The following is a 15,573-nucleotide window of genomic DNA, read 5'->3' on the forward strand; positions in this document are numbered from 1 at the left end:
CCGGCAGGATTCGAACCTGCGACCAAGCGGTTATGAGCCGCGCGCTCTGCCGCTGAGCTACGGGCCCCCCCGTACACTCATCCCAATTATAACAGAATCCTGAGACCTTTTTTCAGGTTTCGAGTAGAATGGAAAAAAAACCTGGGCTGTGCGGGTCTGGAAAGGAGGAAAAATGTCCCTGTTTTTGCTGGACGATACCCTTAGATTGACCGTGTTCTACGACCGCTCTTCAGAAGAAGGGGCAATCTGTCTGTACTTTGAGGAAGAAAGCCCTGTTTTGTTTCAGGGTACCGAAACCCGGCTTCTCCTCAGCCCGGCACAGGCAAAAGCCCTGGCGCAGGCTTTACTGGAAGCCTTGCAGGAACGCGAGAAGAATCTTTCATCCACCCTTCAGGAGGTTCTCCATGAGCACCATCCATGACCTGATTCGCAAAAATCGCAGTTACCGCCGTTTTTACCAGCAGGAGGCAATCTCCATGGAAACCCTGCGTGACCTGGTGGATCTGGCGCGTCTGTCTCCCAGCGCCGCAAATCGCCAGCCTCTCCGTTACTTTCTTTCGTGCGATCCTGAAACCAATGCCAGAATTTTCCCCACTCTGGCATGGGCGGGATATTTGCACGACTGGCAGGGTCCAGAGGAGGGAGAACGCCCTTCGGCTTATATAGTCATTTTGCTGGACACCGAGATCAGCAAGAATGCCGGTTGCGATCATGGAATTGCCGCCCAGAGCATCCTGCTGGGCGCCACCGAACGCGGATTGGGCGGGTGCATCATTGCTTCGATTCAGCGAGACGCCCTGCGCGCCGCTCTGAACATTGATCCCCGCTACGACATTCTGCTCGTACTGGCACTGGGTAAACCCAAAGAGACAGTGGTGATTGAGCCTCTTCCACCCGACGGCGATATCCGCTACTGGCGTACCCCCGATGGCGTGCATCACGTCCCCAAACGCTCACTGGATGATCTGATTCTCAACCGTTGACCCTTTCACCGGCTGGTTCGTCCAACTGCGCCTCTGAAATCTGAACTATCACTGGCAGGCAGGGCATTTTTATCCCGGTTGTATCTTTCCCAGCCATTCCTCTCTTCTCTGTTCAAATGGCTGTTACCGGTAACAATTTTCTGAAAATACCGATATAATCCATTCAACAAAGGAACTTTCAGGAGGTGAATCATGCAATACCGTCCGTTAGGTCGTACAGGGTGGAATGTTTCCGCCATCAGTTTTGGTGCGTGGGCAATTGGCGGTACCTGGGGACCCGTGCAGGATGAAGAGTCCATTGCCGCACTGCACCGTGCGATAGATATGGGGGTCAATTTCATTGACACCGCCGATGTGTACGGGGATGGGCGTTCGGAACGGCTCATCGCGCAGGTGAAAAAATCCCGCAAGGAAGAGATCATCGTGGCTACCAAAGCCGGGCGGCGCCTTAATCCCCATACCGCTGAGGGCTACAACCGCCAAAACCTTACCGCTTTTGTTGAGCGCAGCCTCAAAAACCTTGAAGTTGAAGCACTGGATCTACTCCAACTGCACTGCCCGCCCACGCCGGTTTATTACATGCCCGAGGTTTTCGGCGTTCTGGACGATCTGGTGGCGGCGGGGAAGATTCGGTACTACGGCGTCAGCGTGGAAAAAGTGGAAGAGGCACTCAAAGCCATTGAATATCCCAATGTGCAAAGCGTGCAGATCATCTTCAACATCTTCCGCATGCGCCCCGCCGACCTGTTTTTCCGCGAAGCCGCCCGCCGGCAGGTGGGCATTATTGCCCGCGTTCCACTGGCATCGGGTTTGCTCACCGGGAAGATTACCCGCGAGACGCAATTCAGCCCCGATGATCACCGTGCCTTCAACCGTCAGGGAGAAGCCTTTGATCGTGGTGAGACCTTCTCTGGCGTGGATCTGGAGATTGCCCTGCAGGCGGTCGAAGAACTGCGCCCGCTGGTTCCCCCCGGGATGACCATGACCCAGTTTGCCCTGCGCTGGATTCTCATGTTCCCCGAGGTCACCTGTGCCATCCCCGGCGCCAAACGTCCCTCGCAGGCAGAAGAAAACTTCAGCGCCGCCGACCTTCCACCGCTTTCCGAAGAAACCATGCAGAAAGTCAAAGCCATCTATGAGGCGCGCATCAAACCTCTGGTGCACCACTACTGGTAAAATGGAGGCATGCGCCGACGTTTGACAGAGATCCAGAGGGACATCCTTACACTGTTTATTGCCTTTATTCTCACCCTTGCAGGGGCGTGTGCGCCTTCCCCAACCCCGCCATCGTCAGAAACCGCCACGCCCCTGCCATCACCCACCTTCCCCCCTTCCCCCACCCCTACCCTCGCACCCACATCCACCCCGGAAACTCCTGCGCCCATCCGTCCGCGCTACACCCTGACGGCAATACTCAACTACCCTCTGCACAGCCTGAACGTTCAGGAACGCATTACCTATATCCATACCGCCGAAGAAACCCTGGACGAAGTCTGGCTGGTAGTAGATGCCCTGCTCTATCCCGGCGCGTTTGAAATGGACTCTCTGCAAAGCATCCGTGGACCGGCGCTGACGAACATCCGCCAGGAACGCACCTGGATCAAAGCCGAACTGGACTCACCCCTGCGGAAGGGAGAAACCCTGGAACTGGACCTGACCTACCGGCTGAGCCTGCCGGCCCGGGTTGCACAGGAAGGGTTGCGCCCGCAGGTTTTTGGGTGGTCAGAACGGCAAACCAATCTGGTGGACTGGTACGCCTACCTGCCGCCTTACATTCCCGGGCAGGGATGGCTGGCGCATCCGCCGGGGTATTACGGGGAGCATCAGGTTTATGAATGGAGCGACTTCAAGGTCAATCTGCAGATCACCGGGGAACCTGAGAATCTCACCATTGCCGCCAGCGCACCCGAAAGCCGGCAGGGGGAATGGCGCCAGTACTTTCTGGAAGGCGCACGCACCTTTGCTCTCTCCCTTAGCCCATCCTTTGTGCACACCACCCGGCAGGCAGGCGCAGTGACTCTTCACAGTTATGCCTTTCCCTATCACAAAACGGCCGGGGAACGGGTATTGAACACCGCCGCCCAAGCCCTGGACCTGTACTCCCGTCTGTTTTCCCCATATCCACACGAACACCTTGCCGTGGTAGAAGCCGATTTTCTGGATGGGATGGAGTACGACGGGTTGTTTTTCCTCAGTTATGGCTTTTACAATCTGGATAATGGCACACCGGCGCAGTATCTGGTGGCGTTAACCGCCCACGAAACCGCACATCAATGGTTTTACGGGGTGGTCGGGAACGATCAGGCACTTCAGCCCTGGCTGGACGAGGCATTGTGCACCTATGCCGAAAAACTCTACTACGAAACCTACGCTCCCGAAGCGTTAACATGGTGGTGGGAAGCGCGGGTCAACTACTACCAGCCCCGCGGTTATGTGGACGACAGCATTTACAATCCGCACGGTGAAGCCCAACCCTACCGCGCCTATCGCGATGCCGTGTACCTCAATGGAGCCGTTTTCCTCGAAGAACTACGAAAGCAAATAGGAGACGAAGCCTTTTTTGACTTTTTGCGAATGTACGTCAACGAAAATCGAGGCAAAATTGCCAGCGCGCAGGATTTCTTCCGCATCTTACGCCAGACCACCCGGGCACCGCTTCAACCCCTGCTGGAACGTTTCTTTCAGAATGTTCCGTAACGAAATTGCAATGTTCTTGTTAGGTATTTGTAAGGAACATTTCAAAATATTTGTGTGTATAATATAGGCAGAATTCCGAAAGGGATTTACACACTATTTTTTCATAAGGAGTTGTTCTATGTTATTCGCCGCTAAAGAAAAAGGTCAAGGTCTGGTAGAGTACGCGCTGATTCTGGTGCTCGTGGCCGTCGTCGTGATCGTCATCCTCGCCCTCCTGGGCCCCGCCATCGGCAACATCTTCAGCAACATCGTCAACCGCATCTAGTCTTCACGGATTGCATCCACGGAATGGGCGCCCGCAAGGGCGCTCATTTGTTTTAAGGTATACTCAGGGAAGTGAACGAAAACCGCACGCTCATTTCTATCCCCCCGGAAGAACTCCGTTTTACAGCCATTCGCGCCACCGGACCCGGTGGACAAAACGTCAACAAAGTCAGCACCGCAGTGCAACTTCACTTTGACGTCTTGCGCTCGAGAGCCCTTCCCGCCGATGTGAAAGAACGGCTGGTTCAGATTGCCGGGAAGCGAATCAACGAACATGGGGTGCTCATCCTTGATGCGCGGGCTTACCGTTCTCAGGAACAGAATCGCGCCGATGCCCTGCGGCGCCTATATGCACTGATCGAGAAAGCCATGCAGGTACCCAAAGTGCGCAAAAAGACGCAACCCTCCGGTGGAGGCAGGGCAAGAGAGAAACGCCATCTTGCCGAGAAGAAACGCATGCGCCGTCTGAACCTTTCCGAGTGGGAGGAATAGCACTCATCGCATGAACCTGTGGACATGGAAACAGAGACTCACCACTCTGCGCCAGAATAAGCGCTTTTGACACTGGATGCCTGCCAGTGGTAGAACAAGACTTCCCACCCCCTGATCGGGCTTCTTCCTGACCATTGCCTGATTGCTTCGCTCAACCGCGGCAGCCAGACCCTCGTACCGCACGGAAACACCACCCTGCAAGCCGGAGATGTGCTGGTGGTAACCTCTCAAAAGGCATCCCGAGAGGCACTGGAACGCTTTTTTGCCACCGGCGAATTTATCAGAGATTTATAAGAATTTCCATCTCCCCTCTTGACTTTCCTCATAAAACTGGTAAGATAAACGGCGAAATTTAGCACTCTAAATATTAGATTGCTAATTTTTTTGAGACTAAATTCGATCCAAAATCCTGAAGCAGGAGGAATCCAATGGCTATCAATCTTAAACCCCTCGGAAGCCGTGTCGTAGTCGAACCCATCGAAAGCGAAGACGTCACGCCGGGCGGTATCGTTCTGCCTGAAACCGCCAAAGAAAAACCCCAGAAGGGCAAGGTGCTCTCAGTTGGTCCTGGTGACCGCGATGACAAAGGCAATCGCATCTCCATGGACGTGAAAGTGGGCGATGTTGTGCTCTTCGCCAAATACGCCGGCACCGAAATCAAGGTTGACGGCAAGAAACTGCTCATCCTGCGCGAAAGCGACTTGCTCGCAATCGTGGAGTAATTCATTCTAAATCACACCCCAAAAAAGGAGAGTTGAACAATGGCAGCCAAACAACTGGTCTTCGCTGAAGAAGCCCGCCGAAAACTCAAGAACGGCGTTGATATCGTGGCGAATGCTGTTGCCACCACCCTGGGTCCCAAAGGACGCAACGTGGCAGTCGATCGCAAGTTCGGTTCCCCCACTATCACCCATGATGGCGTGACCGTGGCGAAGGAAATTGAACTGCAGGACCCCTTCGAGAACATGGGCGCGCAACTGCTCAAAGAAGCCGCCACCAAGACCAACGACATCGCCGGTGACGGCACCACCACCTCGACCGTGCTGGCTCACGCCATCGTTACCGAGGGTCTGAAGAACCTTGCCGCTGGCTCCAACCCGATGCTGCTCAAGCGCGGTATCGAAACCGCCGCCAAAGCGGTTGCCAAAGCCATCACCGAAATGGCGATTGACGTCACCACCAAGGATGACATCGCCAACGTTGCCACCATCTCTGCGCAGGACCGCCAGATTGGCGAACTGATCGCCGAGGTCATGGACAAAGTCGGGAAAGACGGCGTCATCACCGTGGAAGAGAGCAAGGGCCTCGAATTCGAAAAGGATTACGTCGAGGGTATGCAGTTCGACCGCGGCTACATCTCGCCCTACTTCATCACCGACTCCGAACACATGGAAGCGGTCATTCACGAGCCTTACATCCTGATCCACGACAAGAAGATCTCCGCCGCTGCGGATATCGTCCCGATCCTCGAAAAACTGGTGCAGATTGGCAAACGCGATCTGGTCATCATCGCCGAGGATGTGGACGGTGAAGCCCTGGCGACCCTGGTGCTGAACAAACTGCGCGGCATGCTCAACGTGCTGGCTGTCAAAGCCCCCGGCTTCGGTGATCGCCGCAAAGCCATGCTTCAGGATATTGCCATCCTGACCGGCGGCGTGGTCATCTCGGAAGAGACGGGCCGCAAACTGGAGACTGCTGTGATTGCCGACCTCGGTCGTGCCGAGAAGGTGGTTGCCGATAAAGACAACACCACCATCGTGGGCGGCAAGGGCGATGAAAAAGCCATCAAGGGCCGCATCGAGCAGATCCGCGTTGAAATCGAGAAGACCACTTCCGATTACGACCGCGAGAAACTGCAGGAACGTCTGGCAAAACTGGCGGGTGGCGTTGCCATCATCCGCGTAGGTGCCGCGACCGAAACTGAAATGAAAGAAAAGAAGCACCGCGTTGAGGACGCTCTCTCTGCGACCCGCGCGGCGGTGGAAGAAGGCATCGTGCCCGGCGGCGGTGTGGCGCTGCTCAACGCCATGAAGGCTCTGGATGGTCTGAAGATGGACCTCGAAGATGAGCAAATCGGCGTTAACATCGTGCGCAAGGCGCTGGAAGTGCCCATGCGCAAGATCGCCGAGAACGCCGGGAAAGACGGCTCGGTGGTGGTGGAGAACGTCCGCCAGCGCCAGAAAGCCGAGAACAACCCCAACATCGGCTACGATGTCATCACCGATCAGTACGTTGACATGATCAAGGACGGTGTCATCGATCCTGCCAAGGTCACCCGCGGCGCACTGGAGAACGCGGCTTCGATCGCGGCGATGATCCTGACCACCGAAGCCCTGATCACCGACGTGCCGGAGAAGGAAAAACCCGCAACTCCGCCGATGCCGGAATACTAAACCGCCAGGCTGATCCAGTCACAGGGTGCGTCTGAAAAGACGCACCCTGTTTTTTTCAGTACGTTTTCCGTTCAGAGCATTGACTCAGGCGGCAGGAAACCGTATTTCTGCAAAATTTGCTGACCTTCATCTGAGAGGACAAACTCCACAAAAGCCCGGGCTTCGTCGCCGTGCAGGGTAGATTTCAACACCGCAATGGGATACACCGCTTCCACATTGACCGCGTCAGGGATGAGCACCAGTTGAATCTGCCCTTCAGCGCTTCTTCCATCAGTGAGAAACACCATCCCGGCATCTCCTTCGCCCAGCATGACTTTATTCACCACCCCCTTGACAGTACACCTCGTTTTGATACACCTTCTCTATTAAAATTAGACGCACCCCCAGTCTGGCAAGATCCCGCCTGGTCTTAATGCCCTGCGGATTGTCCCTGGGGACGATAATGACCGGGCGATTTCTGGCAAACACTTTTACGGCGTCTTTCTCAATCAAGCCCTGTGCTACGGCGTCCTCGATGAATTTTGGCGCGGCAGAAGAAAAGACATCCGCCGGTGCCCCCTGAGCAATCTGCTGAAACAGGGTAGAGGCATTGGCAAAGTTCAGGTTAACCCGAACCCCCGCATGTTGTTGTTCAAAGGTCTATCCGCTTTCGGTGAAGGCTTCTGTCAGCGAACCTGCCGCAAACACCACCAGTTCAACCGGTTGAGAGGGGGAAGGCGCCCCCGTCACGGCTTGACAACCGCTCAATACAAATCCCAGCAAAAGCCCTTTCAGCGTTTTCATGATGTTATCCCTGAGAGGAGGGGGGCACGCCTGCTTTACCTGCTCATACCAGCCAGTGCGCTCCGGTGTAAAGACATCAAAATCAGGCACATAAGGTTTGATATCCAGCAAAGGGGTGCCATCCAGCACATCCACTCCTTGAATGCGCAAATGGCGGTCCTGCCGTTCCAGCAAACGCACTACCGAAATCCCTATCGGGTTTGGACGGCAGGGATAACGGGTAGCGAATAACCCGGTCTCAAAGTCTGCCAGGAATGGTTTAACCTTCAGGCGCACCCCGGCAGGCGCACGGTGCCAGACGTATAGCAGGATGAGATGTGAGAATCCCTCTATGCCCTCCAACCCCTCGGCATATTCGGGATAGACTTCCACCCAGCCTTCGGCATTCGAACGGCTGGACTGAATGGGGGTATCTTCAGGATCCTGATAGGGAGAATGGATGAGACCAATCGGTTTGAGTTCAGGCAGATTCATGACATCACCTTGATTTGAAACACTCACTGAATGAGTACAAGTTTATTCCGTTTCATTCTCTTTGGGAAGGGGTTCTCCAGAAAATTCGGATCCAAACCGGAATACCAGATACGCTGTTTCCTCGCTCTGTCTCGCAAAGGTTAATGTCTTGTAAACGATGCCCGTTATATCTGTGTTTTTTATTTCTGTGGAAATACAATAAAGCAAACAACACATTACCCCAATTTTCTTATGGAAGGGAATTTACACTTCTATGGGAACCTCCCTGGCGACTCGCAAATGGTTTACTCCATTGATGTATTTTCTTCTGGTAATTGTTGCTTTTCTTCCCCTATCTACCGAACAGCCATACGATCCACGAAACACCTCAGAAGTTATTTTTGAAATTCTCAGCCACGCGCTTGTTCCTTACGCTGGCTGGGGGCTTCCTTTTCACCTCCTCACTTTGCTGGTGATTGGTATTGCCATCTGGAAACCCTCCACGGGCGGAAGGTTTGTTGCCGGATATTTTGGGCTGAACTATCTGATCATTGCTTTCACCCAGACTCGCGCGCTGACCCCAACCTACGGGTACGCAGTGCACACCGGGGCACTGATTGCAGAGGTTTTTCTGGGGGTGCTCTGGTTATGGGTGGCATGGAAAGGGAAACTCATCCTGTCCTTTAAAAACATACCGTTCTGGCGCTGGTTATTTCTGCCATTCGCTCTCTTATCTTTCTGGGTTCCCATGACCATGGAAGGGAGCAGAGCGGTCCCATATTTCAACCCGATTCTTCTTCTCACTTCAGCCGACTACGCACTGGCGTACTGTTTCATGACCCCCGTATTTCTCTTCCTGCTCATTCTTGCCTACCCACATGTGGATGTGCTGGCACTGCGGCTGACGGCGTTCAACGCGCTGCTGTACGCACTGTTTAACCTCAACCACTGGGCTGTTCCCGACCGCATCTGGCTGGGGGTCATGCACCTGCCTTTGCTGGTCCTCTCGCTGGTCGCGCTGATTCTGGCGCACAAACGCCCTGTCCAACCGGTTGCATTTCAGCCCGGGGGTGTCTATAATGGGAATGGATGAAGCCTGCGCCCCACACTTTTTGATGATCGAGTCCGGATACACAGTCTGGGGTAAGCATGATCGGGACCGTCTGCGAACTGTGCAGACGGTCTTTTTTTGAGCCAGTTCACCGAGGGGAGGTGTGAGATGTCTGAAAAACTCACTCTGAGCGTGATTAAAGCCGACGTAGGGGGTTTTGTGGGGCACTCTGCCATTCATCCAGACCTCATCACCACTGCCCACAACGCCCTTGAGGAAGCCCGGCAGAAAGGCTGGTTGATTGATTTCCACGTCACCGCCTGCGGAGACGACCTGCAGTTGATCATGACCCACACCCACGGAGTGGACAACGAAGATACTCACCGTCTGGCGTGGCAGGTCTTTGAGCGCTGTACTGCCATCGCCCGGAAACTTAAACTGTACGGCGCCGGACAGGATTTGCTTGCAGATGCCTTCTCGGGCAACGTGCGTGGCATGGGACCCGGGGTCGCTGAGATGGAACTGCATGAGCGCGAGTCTGAGCCGGTTATCATCTTCATGGCAGATAAGACCTCAGCCGGGGCATGGAACCTGCCGCTCTTCCGCATGTTTGCCGACCCGTTCAACACCGCCGGGCTGGTCATCTCGCCAAGCATGCACGAGGGCTTCCGCTTCGAGGTGCACGATGTGAAACTCCACAAACGTATCTTCTTCGACACCCCCGCGGAGATGTACGACCTGCTGGTGTTCATCGGCGCATCGGGGCGGTACGTCATCAAAGCCGTGTACACTCGCGACGGCGAGGTTGGCGCCGTTTCATCCACCCAGCGCCTGGCATTGATTGCCGGGAAGTACGTTGGCAAAGATGATCCCGTGTGCATTGTGCGCAGCCAGGGCAAGTTCCCCGCAGTGGGAGAAGTGCTGGAGCCGTTCACCATGCCGCACATCGTAGAAGGGTGGATGCGCGGATCGCACTACGGTCCGCTCATGCCTGTGCCGGTGCGTCAGGCAACACCCAGCCGCTTCGATGGTCCCCCGCGGGTGGTAGCGCTGGGCTTCCAACTGGCGCATGGTATGCTCATCGGTCCACGGGACCTGTTCGATGATCCCGGCTTTGACGAAGTACGCCGCCAGGTTAACGTGCTGGCAGATCAACTGCGGCGGCATGGTCCCTTTGAGCCGCACCGCCTGCCCATGGATGAAATGGAATACACCACCCTGCCGCAGGTGATGGAGAAACTGGCAGAACGCTGGGAAGCCCTGCCCGACGAAGGGTAACAGCACAACCTCTTTTCCTCATATCAGCAGGGGAGATAGTTCTTTTGCCTATCTCCCCTGCTTGCAGGTAATATGGTTTCAACGGTTACACCGTTCCCTCCTCACACAAAATTTTGAGGTTTTCCAGGGTTTGTTCCATCGCGCGTTCCTGCATGCGTTCCACCAGAAGACGATTGGCAACCCGTCCCAACACTGCACCGGGAAGGGTGTAATCAATCGTGACGGTCACTTCCGTTCCTCCGTTTTTAGGGAGGTAATCCCAGGTCTGCTCGCCATCCAGGGGACCTTCGATTTTCCCCCTCCATCTGGCACCATTTGGACCAATGGAATCTTCCAAAACCCGACTGGTGACCGGGAAACGCACCCCCGCCATCAGATAATGGTGCTTTACCACCGTTCCAACCTCCCCCTGTCCGGTAACTTCTTCCGCCTCACTGAGACCGGCATAGAAAGTCGCCCAGCGGTTCGGATCCCTTGCTATTGCGTACACTTTCTCCACAGGGGCATGAATGATAATACTTTTCTTCACGTGCGCCATGACTCTCTCCTTTCGGACAAAAATGGATAACCAGAGGCAATCTTCTTGAGAAGGTCAAAGTTGTCCTCTGTATTCAGTCATTTGGCTTTGCCTATTTTCCAGGACGAATCGGTGCCGGCACAGCGGGTGAGGGACCCCACAGTTCGCCAACGGCATTGAGGGTCACTCCGTACAGTTCACCAAGCACTTTTTGATTTTCCTCATGGGTAAACCAGGCTGACCAGTCCAGTAAACTGGCAAACTCATATGTAGCCACAATCTGAGAAGTCCCCAGCAATCCGCGGTAGCCTCGAAATTCCACCACACCCGGAACCGCCAGTGTGCGCGGGATCACGCCGTTCAACCAGTTGTAATAGGCATCTTGTTTCTCAGGGTGGATATTCCACTTCACCACATACAGGATCATCGCCATTCACCTCCTTTCTATAGAAACGTCCGGGAGACGGGGCTTCAACAAGGTGAGGGGGCTCCTTCCCGACCCGATCTTTTTCAAGGGTCCTTCTCATCCTTGAAACCTTTTCCAATTCCGTCATGAACACGGGTGGAGGAAGAAGTGTTCCAGTATCTGCCTCTCATCCCTCTGAAAAGCAGAATACCTCATCCCTGTCCACAAACTGGCTACAAAAAAGTTGACTCGCTTAATGGAATAACGGCAGTTTTCGCATGAGATAACCTTCACGCCGGGAAGGCTCAGAGATGCACCGGGACTTCTTCTCTACCAGAGACCTGCCCTGCTGAAGGAACACATGCGCTTCTTCGACCCGTCCCAGGGCTTGTAACACCTTTGCATGGCTTTGAACCACTTCTTCAGTGGGAATCCATCCTTCATACGCTTGAGGGAGGAGATGGACTGCCCGAGAAGTGTGTTGTACTGCAGATCCCAGATTGTTCTGCGCCAGTAAAGTGAGTCCCTTTTCCATCTCTGCCCACATTTCGCAAACGGGAAGGGTAAACCGTTGAGCAACGCTCAACGCTTCATCGGAATAAGCCAGCGCATTCAGAAAATGCCCGGTTTCTCGTTCCACGCGAGCCAGCGCCGATAACCCTGCCGCCAGATTCTCGGCACATTCGCTCTGGCGCGCCAATTGTACGGCTTCTTCCAATGCCTGTCGGGCTGATTCAGGACGAAGATCATCAAGTTCCACCAGTCCCAGCCCAATCAGCGCTTCAGCCAGACGACGCCGATGATTCACCACACGGGCACCGTCAACGGCATTCTGGAATCGGGCACGCGCTTCAGAAACTTCGCCCAGGTGGCACAAAGCAAATCCCCAGCCAATTTCAGCCGCCACCCTGCCATGCACCTGAAACACCGACTGATGTAATGGGACTGTTTGCTGAAAGCACTCTATAGCCGCCGTATAATCCCCCTGATACAGTTTCCAGCAACCTGAGTACATACGGGCATAAAATTCGGCAGGTTGAGCGCTGATCCGATGAGCCAGTTCGAGGCTCTGTTCTAAATAGGCTTTTGCCTCTTTGAAATGTCCCAGTTTCAAATGCAAGAATCCCAGATCCAGTTCAGCCCATGCCATGCCATTAAAGTCTTTCACCATCTGATGACAACGCAAAGCGTTTTTCTGATGCACCAGCGCCTGAGTATATTCCCCCTGATGCAGAAACATATATCCAAGATGATGCTCAATGGGTCCCTGCACTGCCGGATCAGGATCCGGTCCCGCCATACGCTGAGCCGCGTAAAGCGCAGAAAAGCCCGCCCGGGGTTGCCCTAAAAAGTAGTGAGCAAAGGCAACCTCAACAAAAAGAAGCGCCAGGGTTGAGGCAGAGGCAGTAGACAAACCGTCTACAGAGAAAGCGTGGATTCCCTCCTCAGCAAGGGCAACGGCTTTTTCATATTGACCACCGAGATTAAGGTAGCGAACCTGAGAGAGCAAAGCAAGAAGGGATAAGTTCCTTTCTGGTAATTTTTCAGCCAGGAGGCTTACCGCTTTCAGGTCGGCATCTCGATCGGCAAGTCTTCCCTGGAGGTAGTCATGTTGAGCCCGCTTGAGCAGGATGTTGCCGCGCTTCAGGATGAGATCGGGTTGCGTTTCGTGCGGGTCAAGTTTGTCTAACAGAGCAAGCATACGGTTCTGAAATTGTTCGGTTTCTTTCCAGGCAAACAATGCCTCGGCTTGCCGGGCTGCCTGTTCATAGAAGAACAGGGCTTGTCTGGTTTCTCCACCAAGATCAAAGTGACGTGCCAGCACGCCTGCATCATCAGGCGTTAATCGCACCAGCATCCATCCGGCACGACGATGAAGCAGTTGACGACGGACCGGACTCAGCGCCTCATCCACCGCCCGTTGGACCAGTTCATGGTGGAACCGGTATTCCGAACCCTGCTCCACCAGTAATTCTCGATCGACAAGTTCATCCAGCCCATTCACCACTTCCATCTCGCGGCGCCCTGCGATGCCCCGAACAAGATCAAAAGGAAAAGCAGAACCGGCAATTGCCCCGGCTTCCAGAACCTGCCGTGCCACCGAACTCAGTCGTTGAACGCGCGACATGATCACATCTCGAACAGTGTCTGGCAGAGGAATCCCCATCTCCACACCCCGTTGCTCGGGCTGCCATCCTCTCTCCATCATGGCTTTAAGCACTTCCAGAAGGAAAAACGGGTTTCCCCCTGTGGCAGACTGGAGGTGTTCGGCAAATTCATGCATGTCAACAGGAAAATCGCCTCTTAAATGAGAAAGGAGAAGAAGGATTGAAGGGGTATCCAGTCCTGTAATTTGAAGTTCGGAGAGAACCCGCACGTTCTGCAATTCTTGCCGCAATTGCAGGACGGTGTCCGCTTCCTCACGGCGATAGGTCCCCAGAACCAGCACACGATTCCCGCGGATCTGGCGTCCCAGATAAGCCAGCCAGTCCAGAGTGGCGCTATCTGCCCAGTGAAGGTCTTCCAGACAAAGGATCAGGGAAGAATACGAACGCAAAAACATTGGAGAAGTGGATAACCCGATCACAATCTGTACCAGCGCCTCGAATAACCGGCTTCTGGCTTCCTCCGATGCTGCTGGCAGGGGAAGGGGAAGATCGGGGTACAGACTGCGCAGTTCCGGAAGAACCCGGGATACTTCCACCAGCCAGACACGATCCAGAGCACGGGGTAACCACTGGAAGAGCAATTCTGGATCACCTTTCCCGGTCTGGCTCCAGAGACCTCGCAGGGCTTGAATAATGGGAAAGTAAGGAAGTGTTCGTGCCTCTGGAAATGCAGAACCCATTAAGACGGCTGTATCCGTACCCAGACGAGCCAGAAACTCTTGAAGCAAGCGAGATTTGCCCATGCCCGCTTCCCCGGAGATGAAGATCACCTTTTTGTTACCTCCCAGGGCTTCCTGGGCTGTTTTTTCAAGCCACTCCAGCGCCTGAGAACGACCGATGAGCGGCACCCTTATCCCTGGAGAGGGTTTCCAGGCAGGCTGGACGACCTTCCTGAGCGAGAACCGTTTTTCTAAAACATCCTGATAAGCGGTACGCGTTTCGGGAAGTGGACTGACGCCCAGTTCCCGCTCCAGCACACGGGCGCAGATTTCAAACTGGCGCATTGCGGCGTTGCGATTACCCGTGGCTGCATACAGTCCAATTAATCGGCGATGGATATCCTCGGCAAGCGGATCGGTATCCAGATAACGCCGGGCATAGCGTATCGCCGCCTCTAAATTTCCCTGCTCAGAAGCGCATTCGAGGAGAAATTCCAAACCTGAGAGGTAGATGCGTTCCAGCGAATATCTCTGCTGTGTCATCCATTCTTCAAATTCGGCGCAGTCGGGGAGGGAAAACCCCTCCAGAAACAGCCCTCGATAAAGATTCACTCCCTGTTCAACAGAAGTTCTGTCTACCCGGGTGGGTTGACCACCCTCATCCCGCAACAGATCATGAGGGCGCTGCGCGGTCAGACCCGCACAGAGGGGCTCAAACGTTGCCACATCCGACCATACCCGCTGAGGATTCAACCCAACCTGATCATCTTCCAGGACGAAAAACTGCGGTGCCGGTAAAGCGAGATGCAGATGGGTGATCAGGTGGCTGAGATGACGACGCGCGGATGTTTCCGCTTCATCTGCCCAGAACAAATAACACAGCCGCTCTCTCGGAATGGGTTGCATGTCTGTAGCCAGACGATATAACAACGCACGCGCCTGACGGCGAGTAATGGATAAAGTGCCCTCTGCACCTTCTACCCGGGGAGGTCCTAAAAGAAAAATGCGCAGGTCTGGTGAGCCCTTCGATACAAGCCCCATTTTTTCTTGAACGACCACGAGTCTCCCCCCATTGAACATCCCACTGAGCGCCTTGAACCCTCCTCTCTTTTTCAGAGGGGTCAAAATCCCACCCTCTCTGAGAGAAGTGCCGGGACCACCCAATGACGAAAGACAAGCCTGTGCTTCTCTCTTCTATCCATGAAGGCACAAGCCTGTTGGTATCTTCTTTGTTCGATTGGAATTTTTCGACGGCTGATTGATGGGTTTCAAACAAAATTTCGTGAAAGCAGGACCTGCATTATCGCAGAATTAATTTTCCCAACCTCTTCCCATGCAGTACAAAGCATGTGCCTTTCTTTGAAGACCACCTTCAGAGTAACACGAACGCGAAGGAATTTCAAGAAGGATTCCGCCTCAGCCATGCCGG

Annotated in this window: 16 protein-coding genes, 1 tRNA gene and 1 pseudogene; 11 read left to right on the forward strand and 7 right to left on the reverse strand. The window is 54.4% G+C overall.

Annotated elements, in window-relative coordinates; translation table 11 throughout:
* Positions 1 to 64, reverse strand: a tRNA-Ile gene (locus tag LHF31_RS02345).
* 108 nt (positions 65 to 172) lie between these two features.
* Between LHF31_RS02345 and LHF31_RS02350 the strand changes: the two genes are divergently transcribed.
* The 9 genes from LHF31_RS02350 to groL all read left to right on the forward strand — a co-directional run bounded on the left by LHF31_RS02350 (position 173) and on the right by groL (position 6,829).
* Complete coding sequence (locus tag LHF31_RS02350) at positions 173 to 421, forward strand: hypothetical protein (protein ID WP_303773368.1); 249 nt, start codon at positions 173 to 175, stop codon at positions 419 to 421.
* Entirely contained in the window at positions 405 to 983 is a 579-nt protein-coding gene (locus tag LHF31_RS02355) for a nitroreductase family protein (protein ID WP_298009811.1), read from the forward strand. The genes LHF31_RS02350 and LHF31_RS02355 overlap by 17 nt, the downstream gene beginning before the upstream one ends.
* Before the next feature lie 192 nt (positions 984 to 1,175).
* Entirely contained in the window at positions 1,176 to 2,159 is a 984-nt protein-coding gene (locus tag LHF31_RS02360; RefSeq protein ID WP_298009809.1) for an aldo/keto reductase, read from the forward strand.
* A gap of 9 nt (positions 2,160 to 2,168) precedes the next feature.
* Positions 2,169 to 3,680, forward strand: a complete 1,512-nt coding sequence (locus LHF31_RS02365; protein ID WP_303773370.1) for a M1 family metallopeptidase — start codon at positions 2,169 to 2,171, stop codon at positions 3,678 to 3,680.
* Between the two features lie 118 nt (positions 3,681 to 3,798).
* Entirely contained in the window at positions 3,799 to 3,945 is a 147-nt protein-coding gene (locus tag LHF31_RS02370; RefSeq protein ID WP_041455050.1) for a Flp family type IVb pilin, read from the forward strand.
* Between the two features lie 71 nt (positions 3,946 to 4,016).
* Entirely contained in the window at positions 4,017 to 4,436 is a 420-nt protein-coding gene (gene arfB, locus LHF31_RS02375) for an alternative ribosome rescue aminoacyl-tRNA hydrolase ArfB (protein ID WP_298010573.1), read from the forward strand.
* A gap of 114 nt (positions 4,437 to 4,550) precedes the next feature.
* A complete protein-coding gene (locus tag LHF31_RS14605; RefSeq protein WP_369685043.1) occupies positions 4,551 to 4,730 on the forward strand; it encodes a TrkA C-terminal domain-containing protein in 180 nt (59 codons plus the stop codon).
* Positions 4,731 to 4,864: 134 nt separating this feature from the next.
* A complete protein-coding gene (groES, locus tag LHF31_RS02380) occupies positions 4,865 to 5,158 on the forward strand; it encodes a co-chaperone GroES (RefSeq protein ID WP_013561044.1) in 294 nt (97 codons plus the stop codon).
* Between the two features lie 39 nt (positions 5,159 to 5,197).
* Positions 5,198 to 6,829, forward strand: a complete 1,632-nt coding sequence (gene groL, locus LHF31_RS02385) for a chaperonin GroEL (protein WP_303773376.1) — start codon at positions 5,198 to 5,200, stop codon at positions 6,827 to 6,829.
* A 71-nt stretch (positions 6,830 to 6,900) separates the two neighbouring features.
* Here the strand turns inward: groL and LHF31_RS02390 are convergent, their stop codons facing one another.
* From LHF31_RS02390 to tsaA, 3 genes and pseudogenes are all read right to left on the reverse strand, one after another.
* Positions 6,901 to 7,182 carry an extracellular solute-binding protein gene (locus tag LHF31_RS02390; protein WP_369685044.1) on the reverse strand — a complete coding sequence of 94 codons (282 nt, stop codon included), beginning with the start codon at positions 7,180 to 7,182 and terminating at the stop codon, positions 6,901 to 6,903.
* A pseudogene (locus LHF31_RS14610) lies at positions 7,145 to 7,453 on the reverse strand (molybdate ABC transporter substrate-binding protein); the annotation flags it as partial. The gene LHF31_RS02390 and the pseudogene LHF31_RS14610, both read right to left, overlap by 38 nt.
* 15 nt (positions 7,454 to 7,468) lie before the next feature.
* On the reverse strand, positions 7,469 to 8,086 hold the full coding sequence (gene tsaA / locus LHF31_RS02395) for a tRNA (N6-threonylcarbamoyladenosine(37)-N6)-methyltransferase TrmO (protein ID WP_298006597.1): 618 nt from the start codon (positions 8,084 to 8,086) through the stop codon (positions 7,469 to 7,471).
* Between the two features lie 253 nt (positions 8,087 to 8,339).
* Between tsaA and LHF31_RS02400 the strand changes: the two genes are divergently transcribed.
* Complete coding sequence (locus LHF31_RS02400) at positions 8,340 to 9,158, forward strand: hypothetical protein (RefSeq protein WP_298006600.1); 819 nt, start codon at positions 8,340 to 8,342, stop codon at positions 9,156 to 9,158.
* 126 nt (positions 9,159 to 9,284) lie between these two features.
* Positions 9,285 to 10,394 (forward strand): fructose-1,6-bisphosphate aldolase/phosphatase, encoded by a 1,110-nt coding sequence (fbp, locus tag LHF31_RS02405; protein WP_298006603.1) that lies wholly within the window; start codon positions 9,285 to 9,287, stop codon positions 10,392 to 10,394.
* A gap of 85 nt (positions 10,395 to 10,479) precedes the next feature.
* Here the strand turns inward: fbp and LHF31_RS02410 are convergent, their stop codons facing one another.
* From LHF31_RS02410 to LHF31_RS02420, 3 genes are all read right to left on the reverse strand, one after another.
* Positions 10,480 to 10,932 (reverse strand): SRPBCC family protein, encoded by a 453-nt coding sequence (locus LHF31_RS02410; protein WP_298006606.1) that lies wholly within the window; start codon positions 10,930 to 10,932, stop codon positions 10,480 to 10,482.
* 91 nt (positions 10,933 to 11,023) lie between these two features.
* Positions 11,024 to 11,344, reverse strand: a complete 321-nt coding sequence (locus LHF31_RS02415; RefSeq protein WP_298006608.1) for an antibiotic biosynthesis monooxygenase — start codon at positions 11,342 to 11,344, stop codon at positions 11,024 to 11,026.
* A 226-nt stretch (positions 11,345 to 11,570) separates the two neighbouring features.
* Positions 11,571 to 15,203, reverse strand: coding sequence for a tetratricopeptide repeat protein (locus LHF31_RS02420; protein WP_298006611.1), 3,633 nt, complete (start codon positions 15,201 to 15,203; stop codon positions 11,571 to 11,573).
* Positions 15,204 to 15,573: the final 370 nt, after the last annotated feature.

Origin of the sequence: Anaerolinea thermophila (assembly GCF_020723905.1) — a bacterium.
In the GTDB taxonomy this organism is placed as follows: domain Bacteria; phylum Chloroflexota; class Anaerolineae; order Anaerolineales; family Anaerolineaceae; genus Anaerolinea; species Anaerolinea thermophila_A.